Annotated in this window: 15 protein-coding genes; 11 read left to right on the forward strand and 4 right to left on the reverse strand. The window is 70.4% G+C overall.

Annotated elements, in window-relative coordinates; all coding sequences use genetic code 11:
- Nucleotides 1-7 precede the first annotated feature (7 nt).
- Genes ACE3Q8_RS18895 through ACE3Q8_RS18935 form a run of 9 tightly spaced genes read left to right on the forward strand, consistent with a single transcriptional unit; the run spans nt 8 to nt 10,366 of the window.
- Nucleotides 8-1,120, forward strand: coding sequence for an NAD-dependent epimerase/dehydratase family protein (locus ACE3Q8_RS18895; protein ID WP_374471858.1), 1,113 nt, complete (start codon nt 8-10; stop codon nt 1,118-1,120).
- On the forward strand, nt 1,117-2,187 hold the full coding sequence (locus ACE3Q8_RS18900; protein WP_374471859.1) for an SDR family NAD(P)-dependent oxidoreductase: 1,071 nt from the start codon (nt 1,117-1,119) through the stop codon (nt 2,185-2,187). Before ACE3Q8_RS18895 ends, ACE3Q8_RS18900 begins: the two co-directional genes overlap by 4 nt.
- On the forward strand, nt 2,184-3,314 hold the full coding sequence (locus ACE3Q8_RS18905; RefSeq protein WP_374471861.1) for a glycosyltransferase family 4 protein: 1,131 nt from the start codon (nt 2,184-2,186) through the stop codon (nt 3,312-3,314). Before ACE3Q8_RS18900 ends, ACE3Q8_RS18905 begins: the two co-directional genes overlap by 4 nt.
- Nucleotides 3,311-4,420 (forward strand): glycosyltransferase, encoded by a 1,110-nt coding sequence (locus ACE3Q8_RS18910; RefSeq protein ID WP_374471863.1) that lies wholly within the window; start codon nt 3,311-3,313, stop codon nt 4,418-4,420. The genes ACE3Q8_RS18905 and ACE3Q8_RS18910 overlap by 4 nt, the downstream gene beginning before the upstream one ends.
- A complete protein-coding gene (locus ACE3Q8_RS18915; RefSeq protein WP_374471865.1) occupies nt 4,420-5,514 on the forward strand; it encodes a glycosyltransferase in 1,095 nt (364 codons plus the stop codon). Before ACE3Q8_RS18910 ends, ACE3Q8_RS18915 begins: the two co-directional genes overlap by 1 nt.
- Complete coding sequence (locus ACE3Q8_RS18920) at nt 5,511-6,596, forward strand: glycosyltransferase (RefSeq protein ID WP_374471866.1); 1,086 nt, start codon at nt 5,511-5,513, stop codon at nt 6,594-6,596. Before ACE3Q8_RS18915 ends, ACE3Q8_RS18920 begins: the two co-directional genes overlap by 4 nt.
- A 53-nt stretch (nt 6,597-6,649) precedes the next feature.
- On the forward strand, nt 6,650-7,666 hold the full coding sequence (locus ACE3Q8_RS18925) for a UDP-glucuronic acid decarboxylase family protein (protein ID WP_374471868.1): 1,017 nt from the start codon (nt 6,650-6,652) through the stop codon (nt 7,664-7,666).
- A 14-nt stretch (nt 7,667-7,680) separates the two neighbouring features.
- Entirely contained in the window at nt 7,681-9,117 is a 1,437-nt protein-coding gene (locus ACE3Q8_RS18930) for a phosphomannomutase/phosphoglucomutase (RefSeq protein WP_374471870.1), read from the forward strand.
- 31 nt (nt 9,118-9,148) lie between these two features.
- On the forward strand, nt 9,149-10,366 hold the full coding sequence (locus tag ACE3Q8_RS18935; protein ID WP_374471871.1) for an MFS transporter: 1,218 nt from the start codon (nt 9,149-9,151) through the stop codon (nt 10,364-10,366).
- On the opposite strand, the gene ACE3Q8_RS18940 is transcribed toward ACE3Q8_RS18935, so the two are convergent.
- Both ACE3Q8_RS18940 and ACE3Q8_RS18945 read right to left on the reverse strand, forming a co-directional pair.
- Nucleotides 10,350-11,093, reverse strand: a complete 744-nt coding sequence (locus ACE3Q8_RS18940) for a sugar phosphate nucleotidyltransferase (RefSeq protein WP_374471872.1) — start codon at nt 11,091-11,093, stop codon at nt 10,350-10,352. The two genes, ACE3Q8_RS18935 and ACE3Q8_RS18940, sit on opposite strands and share 17 nt — an antisense overlap.
- Nucleotides 11,094-11,096: 3 nt before the next feature.
- Entirely contained in the window at nt 11,097-12,185 is a 1,089-nt protein-coding gene (locus ACE3Q8_RS18945; protein WP_374471874.1) for a glycosyltransferase, read from the reverse strand.
- A 107-nt stretch (nt 12,186-12,292) separates the two neighbouring features.
- On the opposite strand from ACE3Q8_RS18945, the gene ACE3Q8_RS18950 reads away from it, so the two are divergent.
- Nucleotides 12,293-12,847 (forward strand): DUF1003 domain-containing protein, encoded by a 555-nt coding sequence (locus ACE3Q8_RS18950; protein ID WP_374471876.1) that lies wholly within the window; start codon nt 12,293-12,295, stop codon nt 12,845-12,847.
- On the opposite strand, the gene ACE3Q8_RS18955 is transcribed toward ACE3Q8_RS18950, so the two are convergent.
- A complete protein-coding gene (locus ACE3Q8_RS18955) occupies nt 12,844-13,590 on the reverse strand; it encodes a metallophosphoesterase (RefSeq protein WP_374471878.1) in 747 nt (248 codons plus the stop codon). The genes ACE3Q8_RS18950 and ACE3Q8_RS18955 overlap by 4 nt on opposite strands.
- Entirely contained in the window at nt 13,574-14,353 is a 780-nt protein-coding gene (locus ACE3Q8_RS18960; protein ID WP_374471880.1) for a hypothetical protein, read from the reverse strand. Before ACE3Q8_RS18960 ends, ACE3Q8_RS18955 begins: the two co-directional genes overlap by 17 nt.
- A 413-nt stretch (nt 14,354-14,766) precedes the next feature.
- Here ACE3Q8_RS18960 and ACE3Q8_RS18965 point away from each other — a divergent pair.
- Nucleotides 14,767-16,780 (forward strand): HAMP domain-containing protein (locus ACE3Q8_RS18965; RefSeq protein WP_374471882.1); only part of this gene is annotated, 2,014 nt, incomplete at its 3' end.

Here is a 16,780-nt window from a genome sequence, read left to right on the forward strand (position 1 = left end):
GCGAAGCATGTCCGAACATATCCTCATCACCGGCGGCGCCGGGTTCATCGGCCGGCACCTGGCCCAGGCGCTCATCGAGCGTGGCGACCGGGTGCGCGTCCTCGACAGCCTGATCGAGCAGGTCCACCCGACCCGGCAGCGGCCGGCCGAGCTGCACAGGGACGTGGAGCTGGTGGTCGGCGACGTGCGCGACGAGTCCCTGGTCCTGAAGTCGCTGAAGGGCGTGGACAAGGTGGTCCACCTCGCCGCGGAAGTCGGCGTGGGCCAGAGCATGTACGCGGTCGACCGCTACACCTCGGTCAACGACTACGGCACCGCCGTGCTCTTCCAGCAGCTCATCGACAATCCCGTGCAGCGGGTGGTCGTGGCCTCGTCCATGTCGATCTACGGCGAGGGGCTCTACCGAACCCGCGATGGCCGCCTGATGGAGGACGTGATCCGCGGCGGCCGGAACCTGGACGGTTCCTGGGACCCGCTCGACGAAGAGGGCCGGCCGCTGATCCCGGTGCCGACGCCGGAGACCAAGAACAACGGGCTGAAGTCGGTCTACGCCATCGGCAAGTTCGTGCAGGAACGCCTGACGCTCACGCTGACCAAGCAGTACGGCATGGGCGGGTCCGCGCTGCGCCTCTGGAACGCCTACGGGCCAGGCCAGGCGCTTTCCAACCCGTACACTGGCGTGCTGGCGATCTTCGCCAGCCGGATCGCCAATGGGCAGGCGCCGATGGTGTTCGAGGACGGCCAGCAGCGGCGCGACTTCGTCCACGTCCGCGACGTGGCGCGCGCCTTCCTGCTCGCCCTCGACAAGGCCGAGGCGGACGGCGAGGTGTTCAACGTCGGCTCGGGCGTCGACCGGACGGTCGAGGAGGTCGCTCTCCTCCAGGCCCAGGCCATGGGCCGTCCGGACCTGAAACCGGAGCTCGCAGGCAAGGCGCGCGCCGGCGACATCCGCCACTGTATCCCCGACCTGGCCAAGGCGCGGGACGTTCTGGGCTACGAGGCCCAGGAGGACTTCGCGGAAGGCCTGGCCGAGCTGGCCGAATGGGTCGCCAGACAGGAAGCCGAGGACCGTGTCGTCGAGGCCCGCAAGGAGCTCGAGATGCGCGGGTTGGTGGCATGAGCGGCCCCGGCGCTCCGGTCCTGGTGACCGGCGGGGCAGGGTTCATCGGCTCCAACCTCGCCGACCGGCTGGCATCCGAAGGCCATACGGTGCTCGTGCTCGACGCGCTCTCCCGCCCCGGCGTGGAGCGCAACCTGGCCTGGCTGAAGTCCCGGCACGGGGCCAAGATCGTCCACGTGGCGGCCGACATTCGCGACCGCCGCGCAGTCGACGAGGCGGCGCGCGAGGCCCAGGCGGTGTTCCACCTGGCCGCCCAGGTGGCGGTGACCACCAGCCTGACCGATCCGGTCGAAGACTTCGAAATCAACATCCAGGGCGCGCTTAACGTCCTGGAGTCCGTGCGACGCCGCGGCGGGCGCACGCCGGTGATCTTCGCCAGCACCAACAAGGTCTACGGCGACCTCAGCGACGTGCCGCTGGAGCTGGTGGGCGACGCCTACCGCCCCGTGGACGCGGCGCTGCGCGTGCGCGGGGTCAGCGAAAGCCGGCCGCTCGACTTCCACACGCCCTATGGCTGCTCCAAGGGCGCGGCGGACCAGTACGTGCTCGACTATTCGCGCAGCTTCGGCGTGCCGACCTGCGTGCTGCGGATGAGCTGCATCTACGGTCCGCGCCAGATGGGCACCGAGGACCAGGGCTGGGTCGCCCACTTCCTGATCCGAGCGCTCGAAGGCCAGCCGATCAGCATCTACGGCGACGGCCGCCAGGTGCGCGACATCATGAACGTCGGCGACACCGTGGACGCCTACATGGCCGCGTGGCGGCGCATCGAGCGGGTCTCCGGCCGGGCGTTCAACCTGGGCGGCGGACCGAACAACGCCGTCAGCCTCGTCCAGCTGATCGGCTACATCGAGGAGCTGATCCAGCGGAAGGTGGACCTCTCGTTCTCCGACTGGCGGGCGGGCGACCAGCGCTACTACGTCTCCGATCCGTCCGCCGCTCGGCGCGAACTGGCCCTGGGCGACGCCATCGACTGGAGGACCGGCGTGGCAGCGCTGGCCGACTGGCTGCAGGCGGAGCGAAGCGGCCGCCCGGCGAAGCGCGAGAAGGTCGAGGCCGTCGGATGAAGGTCGGCCTCGCCCGACCGACCCGGCCGCGCGTGCTGATGACCACGGACGCGGTCGGCGGCGTCTGGACCTATTCCCTCGATCTCGCCGCCGGCCTGGCGCGCGCGGGCGTCGAGACCACGCTCGTGGTGCTCGGCCCGTCGCCCACGCCGGACCAGGTGGCCCAGGCGCACGCCGTGCCGCACCTCACGCTGATCGACACCTGCCTGCCGCTCGACTGGATGGCCACGGAGCCGGCTGAGATCCTGGAGGTCGGCGCCGCCGTCAGGGGCCTTGCGCGCGGCCTGGGCGCCGACCTCGTCCACCTGAACAGCCCGGCGCTCGCCGCCGAAGGCGGGTTCACCGCGCCGGTCGTCGGCGGCTGCCATTCCTGTCTCGCGACCTGGTGGGGCGCGGTGAAGGATGGGCCGATGCCGTCCGACTTCCGGTGGCGTTCCCAGGCCCTCTGGCAGGGGATGCTCGCCTGCGACGCGCTTGTGGCCCCAACCGCCGCCTTTGCCGAGGACACCGCCCGCGCCTACGAGATCCCGCGCCCCTTCGTGGTGCACAATGGCCGCAGCGCGCCCGCTCCGGTGCTGGGCGCCCGCGAGGCCATGGTCTTCACCTCGGGCCGGCTGTGGGACGAGGGCAAGAACATCGGCGTGCTCGACCAGGCCGCGGCGCTCATCCAGCCGCCGCTGCACGCCGCCGGTCCGCTGCAGGGGCCGAGCGGCGGCCCGGTGGTCCTACGCCACGCCCAGGCGCTGGGCCGGCTGCCCAACGAGACGGTGACCCGCTGGCTCGCGCGTGCGCCCATCTATGCCTCGGCCGCGCTGTACGAGCCGTTCGGGCTGGGCGTCCTCGAGGCGGCCCAAGCCGGCTGCGCGCTGGTGCTCTCCGACATCCCGACCTTCCGTGAGCTGTGGGACGGCGCGGCGGTTTTCTGCGACCCCTATGCGCCCGAGGTGTTCGCCGGCGTCTTCCAGGAGCTGCTCGCCGATCCGGTGCAGACCGAGCGGCTCGGGCAGCAGGCGGCTGCACGGGCCGCCCGCTACTCGGTGGAAGCCATGACCGCCGGCGTGCTGGAGCTCTACCGCCACGTCCGGCCCGATCTCTTCCCGATGCCCCACCAGGAGGCCGCCGCGTGAAGGTCGTCTACTTCACCCACTCGCTGGCGTCCTGCTGGAACCACGGCAACGCCCACTTCCTGCGCGGCGTCCTGCGCGACCTGATCCGCCGCGGCCATGAGGTCGAGGTGTTCGAGCCGATCGACTCCTGGAGCCTGCAGAACCTGCTCGCCGACCACGGCCAGGCGGGACTCGCGGCCTACCACCAGGCCTATCCGGAGCTCGACTCGACAACCTTCGACACCGCCTTCGAGGTGGAACGCGCGCTGGACGGCGCCGACCTCGTCGTCGTGCACGAGTGGAACGACCCGGCGCTCGTCGCCCGTATCGGCAAGGCCCGCGCGGCCGGCGGGCGCTTCACCCTGCTGTTCCACGACACCCACCACCGGGCCGTCAGCGATCCCGACGCGATCCGCGCCTTCGACCTCTCCGGCTACGACGGGGTTCTGGCCTTCGGCGAGACCCTGGCCGAGGTCTACCGGCGCTGGGGCTGGGACGGGCGGGTGTTCGTCTGGCACGAAGCCGCCGACACCGCGCTCTTCCATCCGCCGGCAGAGGAGGGGACCCGCAAGGGCCTCGTCTGGATCGGCAACTGGGGCGACGGCGAACGGACCGCCGAGCTGGAGCAGTTCCTGATGGCCCCGGCGCACGGGGCGGGGCTGCCGCTCACCATCTATGGCGTTCGCTACCCGGACGAGGCGAGGGCCATGCTGGCCCGGTACGGGGTGGACTACCGCGGCTGGCTTCCCAACGCCCGGGCGCCGGAGGTCTTCGCTCGCCACCTGGCCACCGTCCACGTTCCGCGGCGCTTCTACGTCGAGGTGCTGCCCGGCATTCCGACGATCCGCATCTTCGAGGCGCTGGCGTGCGGCATCCCGCTCGTTTCGGCGCCATGGAGCGACAGCGAGAGCCTCTTCCGACCCGGCGAGGACTTCCTGTTCGCGAGGGACGGCGAGCAGATGGAGCGCCACCTGCGCGACCTCACCAACGATCCCGACCTCCGCGCGAACCTGGTCCGCTCGGGCCTGGAGACCATTCGCGCCCGCCACACCTGCGCGCACCGGGTGGACGAGCTGCTGGCGGTCCACGCCCGGCTCGCGCCCGCCAAAGCCCTGGAGACCGTCTGATGAAGATCGCCTTCTATGGGTCGAGCCTGCTCTCCGCCTACTGGAACGGCGCGGCCACCTACTACCGCGGCATGCTCTCCGAGCTCTTCAAGCGCGGCTACGAGATCACCTTCTACGAGCCGGACGCGTTCGACCGGCAGCAGCACAAGGACATCGAGCCGCCGGACTACGCCCGCGTGGTGGTCTACCCGCCGACCGAGACGGCGCTGCAGACGGTGATGGCCGAGGCCGCCGACGCCGACGTGGTGGTGAAGGCGAGCGGCGTCGGCGTGTTCGACGACGAGCTGCTGGAGGGCGTCATGGCGCTGGCCCGGCCGCACGCGGTGAAGATCTTCTGGGACGTGGACGCTCCGGCCACGCTCGCCCATCTGCGGGCCAACCCCGGCGACGTCATGCACCGCATCCTGCCGCACCTCGACCTGGTGCTGACCTATGGCGGCGGGCCGCCGGTGGTGAACGCCTACCAGGCGTTCGGCGCGCGGCTCTGCCGGCCGATCTACAACGCCCTCGATCCCACCACCCACCATCCGGTCGCGCCGCAGGCTCGGTTCGAAGGCGACCTGAACTTCCTCGCCAACCGCCTGCCGGACCGCGAGGCCCGGGTGGAGGAGTTCTTCCTGAAGTCCGCCGCCCGCCTGCCGGAGCGCCGCTTCCTGATCGGCGGCAACGGCTGGGACGACAAGGCCATGCCGCAGAACGTGCGGCGCATCGGCCACGTGGGCACCGCCGACCACAACGCCTTCAACTGCTCGCCGCTGGCGGTGCTGAACGTGGCGCGCGATTCCATGGCCGACGTCGGCTTCTCGCCGGCCACCCGGGTGTTCGAGGCGGCAGGCGCGGGCGCCTGCCTGATCACCGACGCTTGGGAGGGCATCGAGCTCTTCCTCACCCCTGACGAGGAGGTGCTGGTGGCTCGCGACGGGCAGGACGTGGCCGACCACGTCGCGGCGCTGACGCCCGAGCGCGCCCGCGCCATCGGCGAGGCCGCGCGCCTGCGGATCCTGGCCGAGCACACCTATGCCCGGCGCGCCGCCGAGGCCGACGCGCTCATCCGCCACGAAGCCGCCGCCAAGCGCGAAAGGAGCCTCGCGTGAAGCTCGTCGTCCTGGGCCTGTCCCTCTCGTCCTCCTGGGGCAACGGCCACGCCACGACCTACCGGGCGCTGCTGCGCGCGTTCGCCGCGCGCGGCCACGAGGTGCTGTTCCTGGAGCGCGACGTCCCCTGGTACGCAAGCCATCGCGACCTGGCGGCGCCCGAGTTCTGCGAGCTTCGGCTTTACGGCGCCCTGGACGAGCTGAAGACCCGGTGGGCCTCGGAGGTGGAGCGCGCCGACGCGGTGATCGTCGGCTCCTATGTGCCCGACGGCGTCGAGGTGGGCCGCTGGGTCCAGAAGACCGCCCGCGGGGTGGTGGCCTTCTACGACATCGACACGCCGGTGACCCTGGCCAAGCTCGCGGCCGGAGACCACGAGTACCTGCATCCCGACCTGATCCCGGGCTACCACGCCTATATGTCGTTCACCGGCGGGCCGACGCTCGAACGTCTGGAGCGCCGCTACGGCTCGCCCGCCGCCCGCGCCCTGTACTGCTCTGTCGACGCCGAGGCCTACCGGCCGCTGGCCGAGCCGACGCGCTGGGACCTGTCGTACCTCGGCACCTACAGCCCGGACCGGCAGCCGACGCTGGAGCGGCTGCTGCTCGAACCCGCGCGCCGCGCGCCCGAGCTGAAGTTCTGCGTGGCCGGCCCGCAGTATCCCGCCGACATCGACTGGCCGGCGAACGTCGAGCGCCTGGACCACGTCGGTCCCACCGACCATCCGGCCTTCTACGCCGCCAGCCGCTACACCCTGAACGTCACCCGGGCCGACATGATCGAGGCCGGCTATTCGCCCAGCGTGCGCCTGTTCGAGGCCGCCGCCTGCGGGACGCCCATCATCTCCGACATCTGGGACGGCCTGGAGACCCTGTTCGAGCCAGGCCGCGAGATCGTGCTGGCGCTGGGGTCAGAAGAGGTGCTGCGGGCGCTCCGCGACACGGACGAAGGCGCCCGCCGCACCATGGCCGATCGCGCCCGCGCCCGGATCCTGGCCGAGCACACCGCCGCCCACCGCGCGGCGGAGTTGGAGGCCCACCTGAACGAAGCCGTCGCCGCCGCCCGGCGCCTGGAGACGGTCTGAACGCAAGACGGCCCAACGAGGCCGCAGGGGAAGAGAGCTTGGAAGGGACGCACATGAAGAACAACGGACGGCAGCCGCAGGTCCTCGTCGCCGGCGGCGCCGGCTTTCTGGGCTCCCACCTCTGCGAGCGCCTCATCGACGAAGGCGCGCACGTGGTCTGCCTGGACAACCTGCAGACCGGCAAGCGCGAGAACCTTCGCCGCCTCCAGCGCAGCGAGCACTTCGAATTCGTGAAGGCCGACATCGTCGAGGCGCTGCCGCCCCGGATCACGAAGCGGAAGTTCGACCGGATCTACAATCTGGCCTGCGCCGCCTCGCCGCCGCTCTACCAGGCCGATCCGGAGCACACCATGCTGACCAGCGTGCTCGGCACGCACCGGCTGCTGCGCCTGGCTGAGGCCAGCGGCGCACGCTTCCTGATCTCCTCCACCAGCGAGGTCTACGGCGATCCGGCCATGCACCCGCAGGCCGAGACCTACTGGGGCAACGTCAACTGCACGGGCCCGCGCGCCTGCTACGACGAGGGCAAGCGCGCCGCCGAGGCCCTGACCTTCGACTACGACCGCCTGGGCCGAGCCGAGGTGCGGGTGGCGCGGATCTTCAACACCTACGGACCCAGGCTCGCGGCGGACGACGGCCGGGTGGTGTCCAACGTGGTGCACCAGGCGCTGACTGGCGAGGATATCACCATCTTCGGCGACGGCTCGCAGACCCGTTCGTTCTGCTACGTCGACGACCAGGTGGACGGCCTCTACCGCCTCATGGAGTACGAGGGCCCGCAGCCCGGCCCGATTAACATCGGCAACCCCAACGAGCGAACGATCTGCGAGCTGGTGGACCTCGTCCTGACCCTTACCGGCTCGGCTTCGGAAGTGGTCTACCAGCCGCTGCCGGTCGACGATCCGAAGCGTCGGCGGCCGGACATCTCCAAGGCGGAGAAGGTGCTCGACTGGCGCCCGGCGACCAGCTTGGAACAGGGGCTGCGCTCGACGATTGCATGGTTCGAGGCGAACCTCGGGCGCACGGCCCGGGTGCGCGAGGCCGAGGCCGAGGTCCGCCTGTCGGCTTGACCTGGAGAGGGCGCATGAGCCTGGAGGCGCTGGAACAACCGGTCGGGGGCGGGGCCGAGCCCGTTGCCGGCCGCGCTGCGCCCCTGTCGCTCGGGCGCATCCGCCCCGAGGCGATCCGCGCCTACGATATCCGCGGGCAGGCCGGGCGGCATATCGATCGGGCCGGGGCCTACGCGCTAGGCCTGTCCTATGCCACGGCCGCCCGCGAAGCAGGCCTGACCCGGGTCGGCGTCGGCCGCGACGGCCGGCTGACGTCCCCGGCCTACGAGCAGGCGCTGGTCTGGGGGCTGATGGATGGAGGCCTTGCCGTTGAGCGCATCGGGCTTGGACCCACGCCCATGCTCGGCTGGGCGGTGCGCAAGCTCGACCTCGACGGCGCGATCATGGTCACCGCCTCGCACAATCCGCCGGGCGAGAACGGCTTCAAGATCCTGCTGGGCGACCAGCGCGTGCACGGGGCGCGGCTGCGGGCGCTGGTGGACGGTCCCTGCGTCGAGCGCGGCGGCGGGAGCGCCCGGCGCGTTTCGGTGCTCGAGACCTATGTGGACGACCTTGCCGCTGCGGCGGAGGGCATGGCGCCTCTGCGGGTCGCCTGGGACTGCGGCAACGGCGCGACGGGCCCGGCGGTGGAGCGGCTGGTGCGCCGGTTGCCGGGCGAGCACCACCTGCTGAACGCCCACGTGGACGGCCGTTTCCCGGCCCACCATCCCGATCCCGCGGTGGCCGAGAACCTGTCAGAGCTCGCCGAGACTGTGGTCGCCCAAGGCTTCGATCTGGGCGTGGCCTTCGACGGCGACGGCGACCGCATCGGCGTGGTCGACGCCCAGGGGCGGATCCTTTGGGCTGACCAGTTGATCCTGCTGCTGGCCCGCGACCTGCTGGCCCGCCGGCCCGGCGCGGCCGTGGTGGCGGACGTGAAGTGCTCCAAGGTGCTGTTCGACGGCGTGCGCCAGGCCGGCGGCCGGGCCCTGCTTTCGCCGTCCGGCTACGTCCACGTGCGCGAAGCGATCCAGGACGAGGGCGCGCTGCTCGGCGGCGAGCTCTCCGGTCACATCTTCTTCGCCGACGGCTGGGGCGGGGTGGACGACGCGCTCTATGCCGCCGTTCAGACCTTCCTCGCGGTGTCGCGCCTGCCGGGCGGACTCGCCGCGTTTCGCGACAGCCTGCCGCCCAGCTTCGCCACGCCGGAGCTGCGTATCGCCTGCCCGGAGGATCGCAAGGCCGAGGTGGTGGCAGAGGTCGCCCGCGCCCTGGCCGAGGAGGGCGGGGTGTTCGATCCGAAGCTCGGCCTACGCGTCGACGGGCCGGACGGCTGGTGGCTGCTGCGCGCCTCCGGGACCGAGCCCAAGCTCACCTGCCGCTGTGAATCCCTGCACCCGGACGGCCTCGAGCGGCTGCGCGCCGAGCTGAAGCGCCGGCTGGCGGCGTGCGGTGTGGACGCGGACGTCTAGCCAGCACGCGCCGCGGGCGTTACTCGCTCCTATGCCCCCGCGAAGACCCGCAGCCCCGCCCGACGCACGGATGGCCGTGCCCGTCCTGCTGCTGATCGTCTTCGTCAGCCTGATCGGCTTCGGCGTGGTGATCCCGCTCTTGCCGTTCTACGCCAGCGTGTTCGACGCAGCCCCTTGGCAGGTGACGTTGATGTTCGCCACCTTCTCGGCCGGGCAGTTCCTGGGCGAGCTGACCTGGGGGCGGCTTTCGGACCGGATCGGCCGGCGGCCGGTGCTACTGATCACCATCGCCGCCTCGGCCGTGGGCTACGTGGCCCTGGCCTTCGCCCCGGGCATCTGGATCGCGATCCTGGTGCGGTTCGCGGCCGGGTTCTTCAGCGGCAACATCTCGGCCATCCAGGGCTATATCGTTGACGTCACCCCGCCGGAGCGGCTGGCCGGCCGCCTCGGCCTGATTGGCGGGGCCTTCGGTATCGGCTTCGTGGTCGGGCCCTGGCTGGGCGGGGTTCTGGCGCGACCGGAGCTGGGGGCCGCCGGCTTCCACCCGCCGCTGCTGGTGTCCGCCGGCCTGTGCGTCGTCGCCACCATCGGCGTCCTGGCCTTTGTGCGCGAGAGCGTGCGGGAGGCCGCGCCTCACCTCGGCCGCCCCGGCCCTTTGGCGGCGTTGGCCGAGGCATGGGCCGACCCGGTGCTGCGCCGGCTGGTGGCCATGACCTTCATGGGCTTCGCTTCGTTCTCGGCGATGTGGTCGGTGCTCGGCCTGTGGGGCGCGGCGCGCTTCGCCTGGGGGCCGAAGGAGATCGGCCTGGTGATGGGCGCCACCGGCGTGGCGGCGGCGCTCAGCCAGAGCTTCGCCTCGGGCATGCTGGTCCGCCGGATCGGCGAGGTGACCACCATCGTCGCGGGCCTGGTGGTGACCAGCGTGGCCCTGCTGGCGCAGGCCGCCTCGCCGTGGGTGAGCCTCTGCATCGCGGCGCTTACCGTCGCCGTGACGGGCCACACGCTGACCCAGCCGGCCACCAGCTCGCTGATCTCCCAGGCCGCGCCTCATGGGCGCCAGGGGGCGATTCTCGGGGCGAACAACGCTGCGGGATCGGCGGCGCGCGTGATCGGCCCCGTGCTGGCGGGCATCATGTTCTCGAGCCTCGCCCACTGGGCGCCGATTGTCTTCGCCGGGCTTGGCGTCCTTCCGGCGGCCTGGCTGGCCTGGCGGGCGGGGCGACAGCTCCGCCTCAGGCGCGGTCTGTAGCCGGCTCCAGGGCGCCCAGCAGGCGCAGCGCCTCGCGGTAACCGTGCAGGGTGCCCACGTCCACGTAGCCGGTCCCGAGCGGCGCATCCCAGGCCTCGCCGCCGCAGGCGATCCAGGCGTTCACGAGGGTGCCGAGGTATTCGTCCTCCCGCTCCCGCTCGAGCCAGAGCGCGTGCAACTCGTGGAAGATCCGGCCCGGCATCTTGAATGCGCCCCAGATCCATCTCGAGGTGGCATTCGGGTTCTTCACCTGGATCTCGCGGATCCGTCCGTCGGCCTCGGCGACCACAGCGTCGAAGTGCCGGGGCTCCTCCACCGGGAAGGTCAAGAACGAGAACCGGTCGTCCGGCAGGCTGGCGAGGGCGTCTTCCGGGAACCAGATGGTGTCCGGCAGGCCCACCGCGACGGGCTCCTCCGGATGGATCAGCGGCGCGGCGCGGAAGATCGCATCGCAGAGGCCCGCCGCCCGGGGCTGGATCACGAACGCGAAGTCCACGCCGCCCACCCGATCGCTGAAGTAGCGCAGGATGTCGTCCTTGTGCGGGCTGATCACGAAGCAGATCTTGCGCGCGCCGCCGTGCGCCAGCCGCTCCACGAGGTATTCGCTGACGGCCCGCGGCCGCTCCGTGCCGCCTTCGAACCGCGTGCCCACCGGCAGCAATTCCTTGGAGAAGGCCAGCGGCTGGATCCGCGTGCCCTGGCCGGCGGCTGGGATGATCCCCCACATGGCTCAGGCCTCTTCCAGGTCGCGCGGACTGGCCGGGGCGGTCGACAGCAGCCGCAGCAGCTCGGTGGCGCGGTGCGCGCTCGTGTGCTCGTCGAGCGTCCGCTCGCGGGCCCGGCGCGCGACGCCTGCGAGCTCACCGGCGTCGAGGTCGAGGGCGGCCAGGGCGTCCTCGGTGGTCGCCGCTGTCAGGATCTCGCGCCCGGGCTCGAAGAAGAGGTCGAGACCCTCCCATATGTCGGTGAGAATCGGAGAGCCGCAGGCGGCCGCCTCGAACAGCCGCCCGGACGGGCAGTAGCCCATCTGCGCCATGTCGCGCCGGGTCACGTTCAGGGTCAGGCGTGAGGAGGCGAAGAAGGCCGGGTGCTCCGGCGGCGCCACATGGTCGAGAAAGTAGATGTTGTCCGTCCACGGGAAGGCGGTGTCGTAGCCCGAGCCCCCAAGGAGGAACCGCTGCCCGGGACGCAGCCTGGCCGGCTCGGCGAACAGGGCGTTCACCGTCGGCTGGCGGTCGGCGGCGTAGGTGCCGAGGTAGGAGAGGTCGCAGGCGTAGCGCGGATCGACCGCGCCCGGCCGGTGATGGTCGGGATCCACGTGGCCGTAGAGCGGCAGGGCCCGGCGGGCGCCCAGGTCCCGCTCCAGCCTCACCAGGGCCTCGCCGCCGGTGAAGCTCAGCGCCAGGTCGAAACCCCCGAGGCCCTCCGACGGCAGGTAGTCGACGGTCTCGCCTGCAGCCAGGCGCGCCAGGGTGACGGGCGCGTCCATGTCGTAGAAGACCGAGACGCGGCCGTGCTCCACGGCCAGCCGCGACGCCGCCGGGCCATCAGGGCAGTAGGAGGTGACCATCACCGCGTCGGCGGAGGTGGCCTCCGTCCGCGCGCGCTCCGCCACCTCGGCCCAGTCGGCGTAGAGCACGAGCTCGGCCCAGGGAAGGGCGGGCAGGTCCCGGTGGCGGGCATAGTAGGGAACGTCGCGCTCGAAGAAGACGACCCGCACGCCGCGGGCGGCGAGAGCGCGGATCAGGCCCCGCCAGAGGGTCGCGTGACCGTTGCCCCACGACGAGCTCACCGTCAGGCCGAAGATGACAAGCTTCATACGTCTGGCGTTCCCTTCCCGAACCTCAACCGGCGCCCATTGCGAAGGTTCCCGGGAGCAGCAGCAGCAACTCTGGAACGAGGCGTCCGCCCGGGGGTTCGGCCGGTATGAACCGCCGCATCGATCCCCGGCTGACCGACGACGCCCAGCCCGACATGGCCGCGGTGCTCCGCCGCAACATCGAGGCGATGCGGGCTGAGCGGCAGAAGGTGGAGCGGGAGGCGAGCTGGGGCGAGCGGCTGGCTGGCCACATCACCAACTTCACGGGCTCGCTTCTGTTCGTCTGGATCCACCTGGCGCTCGTCCTCGGGTGGGTTCTGGTGAACGTCGGCGCCGTTCCGATCATCCCGCGCTTCGACCGGACGTTTGTCATCCTCGCCACGGTGGCGTCGGTGGAGGCGATCTTCCTCTCCACCTTCGTGCTGATCAGCCAAAACCGCATCGCCGCCCTCGCGGACAAGCGCGCGGCCCTCGACCTGCAGATCAACCTGCTCGCCGAGTACGAGATCACCCACCTGGTCAAGCTGACCCGCGCCATCGCCGCCAGGATCGGCGTCGACGACGCGTGGGATCCCGAGCTCGAGGAGCTGGCCCGGGAGGTGGCGCCCGAGGCCGTGCTGAAACGCCTCGAGACCGAGGACAACCCGCCCCGCGAGGCCTAGACCTCGTAGAGCGCGTACTCGACCCCGAGGTCGCGGTTCAGCACCGGGCGGGCCACGTTGTAGACCGGTACGCCGCGGGCGGTCCGGCCCTCGTACGCCCCGCGATGGGCATGGCCGTGCAGGGCGAGCTTCACGCCGTCGAAGCGGTCGATGGTCTCGCCCATCCGCGCCGACCCGAGGAAGGGGAAGATCTCCGGCGGCTCGCCCTCCACCGTGTCCTGCACCGGCGAATAGTGGGTGACGACCACGATCCGCTCCGTGCGGAGCATGCGCAGCGAGGTCTCGAGCTTGAGGTTCTCGTCCACGGAGGCCTGGACGAAGGTCTTGATCTCGGGCTCCCCGAACGCGCTCAGCATGTAGCGGCCGAAGCCGCCGATGAACCCCTTGCAGCCGGCGAAGCCGACGCCTTCGATCTCGCGCGCCTCGCCGTCGAGCACGATCATCCCGGCCTCGTGCAGGATGCGCGAGACCTCCTGCGGCTGGCCGCATTCGTAGTCGTGGTTGCCCAGCACACCGACCACCGGAATGGTGCAGGCCCGAAGGTCCTGGGCCAGGATCTCGACCTCCGGCGTCTTGCCGTAGTTGGTGAGGTCGCCGCAGAGGACGAGCACGTCGGCCTCCTGGCTGATCCGGCTGAACAGGTCGCGGTAAGGCGCCTCGTGGTTCTCTCCCACGTGGAGGTCGCCGATGGCGGCGACCCTGAGCGTCCCGTTCTGCGCCGGCGTTTCAGGCGATAGGCTCATGCCGCTCCTCCAGGCCCTTGCCCACCACGTCGGCGAAGCCCCACTCGGTGATGTCGGTGACGTAGTCGCGCGGGCTGAACAGGCGCCCGCGGCAGACCTTCACGCGGGCGGCGGGCAGGCCGACCTGCGCCTGCAGCCGGCTGGTCAGCTCCTCCATCACCCAGGTGGGGATGGCGTCGCGCTCCGTGGGGTAGATGAAGCGGAAGTTCAGGAGGTGTGTGAGCAGCACCTCCCAGTAGGGCTCCATGTAGCGGAGCAGCCGCTGCCAATCGATCCTGTCCGACGCCCGCAGGATCACGTGCGCCACGTCCGCCCCATCGTACCGGTAGCGGTCCTGGATGAACATCTTGGACAGCACGAGCTCGGTGGGCGGAGTGATCTTCGCCTCCGTCCCATAGACGTTGATGGTGTCGTTCTCGACGAACCACTCGTCCGTGATCGGGGCCGTGCCGTTCGACATGGCGAAGATGACGTCGAAGAAGTGCCGCTCCTGCCAGACCTTGGCGATCCAGCGCTCGTCTTCGACGTCGGTGCGGTAGCCCCGCTCCTGGAAGTAGGCCAGGATCTTCGGGTAGTCGCCCGCCTTGCAGAACACGTCGAGGTCCTTGGTGGGGCGGACGATCCCCGTGTAGGCGGTCACGGCGTAGGTCCCGGACAGCAGGAAGGGGATGCCGGACTGGGTCAGCAGGCTCAGGCTCTCGGCGTAAAAGGCCTCTGCTTCGGGCGGCGGCTCGAAAGCTGCGGCGTCGTAGGATTGCGACATGCGGTCCCTGGTTCGGTGGAGGGGCGGCGTGCGAGCGCCACTGCACAAACGGCAGCCCATGCCCGGGGTTCCGGCCGCGCGCCACGGCCCAGCCGTGTCCCCGTTCCGCCATCATCGGCACCTAGGACCGCCGCCTGGAAAGCCGGGGAGGGCTGGCGGAAGGGTCTCAGCTTAGCAGTTGAACTGAATAGGGTTTTAGGGCAGGGTGACTCTTGTTCCGTGGATCCCCGCTCGCTCGGGCCCGGACGGTCAGCCCACCGAAAATATTTTCAGCGAAGCTGGAACTTTGATGCCTGCTCGCCCGTTCGGCCTCCAGGGCGGGGGTGTGTCTTGTGACCGGCCGGGCGGATTGCGCCTGGCGTGGCGCAAAGCATGTCCCTCGCGACCGCACTGTCCGCGCCTCCGGGGGATCCATGGCCGCACCTGCTTCCACCGCCGCTAAGTCGGCGAAGTCGACCGCCAAGACCAATGGGGCCAAGTCGCCGGCCCGTCGCGCGGAAGGCGCGGCGATGGACACGGCGCAGCTCCTCGCCGCCCTGCGCGCCTTCCGGCGGGGTGACTTCTCCGTCCGCCTGCCGCGAGGCCTGACCGGCGCGGCCGGCGAGATCGCGGAGGCCTTCAACGATGTGGTCGAGCTGAACGACCGCATGACCAAGGAGTTCGAGCGGCTCGGCGAGACCGTCGGTCGCCAGGGCAAGATCAACCACCGCGCCCGCCTGCCGTCGGCTCAGGGGTCCTGGGCGGCCTCGGTCGATGCGGTGAACACCCTCATCGCCGACATGGTGCACCCCACCGCCGAAATGGCCCGCGTGATCGGCGCCGTGGCCAAGGGCGACCTGTCCCAGACCATGGACCTCGAGAACGAGGAGCGCCCGCTGCGGGGCGAGTTCCTCCGCATCGGCAAGGTCGTGAACACCATGGTGGGCCAGCTCGGCTCGTTCGCCTCGGAAGTGACCCGGGTGGCCCGGGAAGTGGGTACGGAAGGCAAGCTGGGCGGTCAGGCGCAGGTGAAGGGCGTCGCCGGCACCTGGAAGGACCTGACCGACAACGTGAACTTCATGGCCGCCAACCTGACCGGCCAGGTGCGGAACATCGCCGAGGTGACCACCGCCGTGGCCAACGGCGACCTTTCGCGCAAGATCACCGTGGACGTGAAGGGCGAGGTGCTCGAGCTGAAGAACACCATCAACACCATGGTGGACCAGCTCAACGCGTTCGCCTCGGAAGTGACCCGGGTGGCGCGGGAAGTGGGTACGGAAGGCAAGCTGGGCGGCCAGGCGCAGGTGAAGGGCGTCGCCGGGACCTGGAAGGACCTCACCGACAACGTGAACCTGATGGCCGCCAACCTGACCGGCCAGGTGCGGAACATCGCCGAGGTGACCACCGCCGTGGCCAAGGGCGACCTGTCCAAGAAGATCACCGTGGACGTGCGCGGTGAAATCCTCGAGCTGAAGAACACCATCAACACCATGGTGGACCAGCTCAACGCCTTCGCCTCGGAAGTGACCCGGGTGGCCCGGGAAGTGGGTACGGAAGGCAAGCTGGGCGGTCAGGCGCAGGTGAAGGGCGTCGCCGGCACCTGGAAGGACCTGACCGACAACGTGAACTTCATGGCCGCCAACCTGACCGGCCAGGTGCGGAACATCGCCGAGGTGACCACCGCCGTGGCCAACGGCGACCTGTCCAAGAAGATCACCGTGGACGTGAAGGGCGAGATCCTGGAGCTGAAGAACACCATCAACACCATGGTGGACCAGCTCAACGGCTTCGCCTCGGAAGTGACCCGGGTGGCGCGGGAAGTGGGTACGGAAGGCAAGCTCGGCGGTCAGGCGCAGGTGAAGGGCGTCGCCGGGACCTGGAAGGACCTGACCGACAACGTGAACCTGATGGCCGGCAACCTGACCGTCCAGCTTCGGGACGTGTCGAAGGTGGCCACCGCCATCGCCAACGGCGACCTGACGCAGAAGATCACCGTGAACGTGCAGGGCGAGATCCTGCAGATCAAGGACGTGATCAACACCATGGTGGACCAGCTGAACTCGTTCAGCTCGGAAGTGACCCGGGTGGCGCGTGAGGTGGGTACGGAAGGCAAGCTGGGCGGTCAGGCCCAGGTGAAGGGCGTCGCCGGCACCTGGAAGGACCTGACCGACAACGTGAACCTGATGGCCGCCAACCTGACCGGTCAGGTGCGGAACATCGCCGAGGTGACCACCGCGGTGGCCAACGGCGACCTGTCCAAGAAGATCACCGTGGACGTGAAGGGGGAAATCCTCGAGCTGAAGAACACCATCAACACCATGGTGGACCAGCTCAACGCCTTCGCCTCGGAAGTGACCCGGGTGGCCCGGGAAGTGGGTACGGAAGGCAAGCTGGGCGGTCAGGCGCAGGTGAAGGGCGTCGCCGGCACCTGGAAGGACCTGACCGACA

This window comes from Phenylobacterium sp. (assembly GCF_041913825.1).
Classification (GTDB): domain Bacteria; phylum Pseudomonadota; class Alphaproteobacteria; order Caulobacterales; family Caulobacteraceae; genus Phenylobacterium.

Coding starts and splice junctions, on each gene's coding strand:
- ACE3Q8_RS18945 (WP_374471874.1), bottom strand. CDS start 12,185: ATGAAGCTTGTCATCTTCGGCCTGACGGTGAGCTCGTCGTGGGGCAAC.
- ACE3Q8_RS18900 (WP_374471859.1), top strand. CDS start 1,117: ATGAGCGGCCCCGGCGCTCCGGTCCTGGTGACCGGCGGGGCAGGGTTC.
- ACE3Q8_RS18915 (WP_374471865.1), top strand. CDS start 4,420: ATGAAGATCGCCTTCTATGGGTCGAGCCTGCTCTCCGCCTACTGGAAC.
- ACE3Q8_RS18925 (WP_374471868.1), top strand. CDS start 6,650: ATGAAGAACAACGGACGGCAGCCGCAGGTCCTCGTCGCCGGCGGCGCC.
- ACE3Q8_RS18950 (WP_374471876.1), top strand. CDS start 12,293: ATGAACCGCCGCATCGATCCCCGGCTGACCGACGACGCCCAGCCCGAC.
- ACE3Q8_RS18960 (WP_374471880.1), bottom strand. CDS start 14,353: ATGTCGCAATCCTACGACGCCGCAGCTTTCGAGCCGCCGCCCGAAGCA.
- ACE3Q8_RS18895 (WP_374471858.1), top strand. CDS start 8: ATGTCCGAACATATCCTCATCACCGGCGGCGCCGGGTTCATCGGCCGG.
- ACE3Q8_RS18935 (WP_374471871.1), top strand. CDS start 9,149: ATGCCCCCGCGAAGACCCGCAGCCCCGCCCGACGCACGGATGGCCGTG.
- ACE3Q8_RS18905 (WP_374471861.1), top strand. CDS start 2,184: ATGAAGGTCGGCCTCGCCCGACCGACCCGGCCGCGCGTGCTGATGACC.
- ACE3Q8_RS18930 (WP_374471870.1), top strand. CDS start 7,681: ATGAGCCTGGAGGCGCTGGAACAACCGGTCGGGGGCGGGGCCGAGCCC.
- ACE3Q8_RS18940 (WP_374471872.1), bottom strand. CDS start 11,093: ATGTGGGGGATCATCCCAGCCGCCGGCCAGGGCACGCGGATCCAGCCG.
- ACE3Q8_RS18955 (WP_374471878.1), bottom strand. CDS start 13,590: ATGAGCCTATCGCCTGAAACGCCGGCGCAGAACGGGACGCTCAGGGTC.